Below are 1,082 nucleotides of genomic sequence, written 5' to 3'. Positions count from 1 at the left end.
TGTACCCGGCCAGGACGTTGGTAGCAGGCGTGTCGGCTTGATGTGAAGAGAACCTCCGGGTGGGGTGTGGCTTGTCTAAGGCCCACATCCGCTCGGAGGTTCTCGTGCCCCACCGTAATGCCCGCACCACCTTTCACGGCAGAGTGCTCATCATCGAGCGCTACCGAGAAGGCTGGCCCAAAGCGCATATCGCCAGCGCAATGGGCATATCCCGTAAATGCGTGTCCACCTGGGTGGCCCGCTACGAAGCAGAGGGCGAGCAAGGTCTGCACGACAGGTCCTCACGTCCACACACCATGCCGACCCGAACCTCGCCCGCCGTCGAGGAACGGATCGTCGAACTGCGCATCCGTGAACGGCACGGACCGGACTGGCTCGCAGCCGAACTCGCAGTACCCGCCCGCACCATCTCCCGCGTACTACGCCGCCACGGGGTGCCGTATCTGGCGGACTGCGACCCGATGACCGGCGAGGTGATCCGGTCGTCGAAGGCGACCGCGGTGCGCTACGAACGTGAGCGCCCGGGTGAGCTGGTGCACATGGACGTCAAGAAGCTCGGCCGGATCCCCGATGGCGGCGGCTGGCGCGCCCACGGACGCGCCAGTGGATCGACGACCCGCGACCGCAGCACCAAGACCGGATTCGATTACGTCCATTCGCTCGTGGACGATCACTCCCGGCTCGCCTACTCGGAGATCCTCGCCGATGAAAAGGGTGAGACCTGTGCAGGTTTCCTGACCCGTGCGATCGACTACTTCGCCGGCCATGGCATCACCACGATCGAACGGTTGATGACCGACAACGCCTGGGCCTACCGGTGGTCCCTGCGGGCGGTCTGCGCTGAGCATGGCATCCGCCAGAAGTTCATCAAACCGCACTGCCCGTGGCAGAACGGCAAGGTCGAACGTCTGAACCGCACCCTGCAAACGGAGTGGGCCTACCGGCAGGTCTTCACCACAAACACCGAACGGGCCGCCGCGCTTGCGCCCTGGCTCGAGTACTACAACACTCGACGCCGCCACAGCGCACTCGGAGGGCTCCCACCGGTCAGCCGCCTGGCACCAACCTGATGGCCGGGTACA

Annotated in this window: 1 protein-coding gene; it reads left to right on the top strand. The window is 65.2% G+C overall.

The genetic code is table 11. The features are described 5' to 3' along the window. Nucleotides 1–104: 104 nt before the first annotated feature. On the top strand, nucleotides 105–1,070 hold the full coding sequence (locus tag ACFXMV_RS23180; protein WP_378502539.1) for an IS481 family transposase: 966 nt from the start codon (nucleotides 105–107) through the stop codon (nucleotides 1,068–1,070). Nucleotides 1,071–1,082 lie beyond the last annotated feature (12 nt).

It is taken from the genome of Rhodococcus sp. NPDC059179 (assembly GCF_042754885.1).
GTDB lineage: Bacteria > Actinomycetota > Actinomycetes > Mycobacteriales > Mycobacteriaceae > Rhodococcus_G.
The sequence above is the reverse complement of the archived record's forward strand: the minus strand, read 5'-3'. Positions and strand labels throughout refer to the sequence as shown.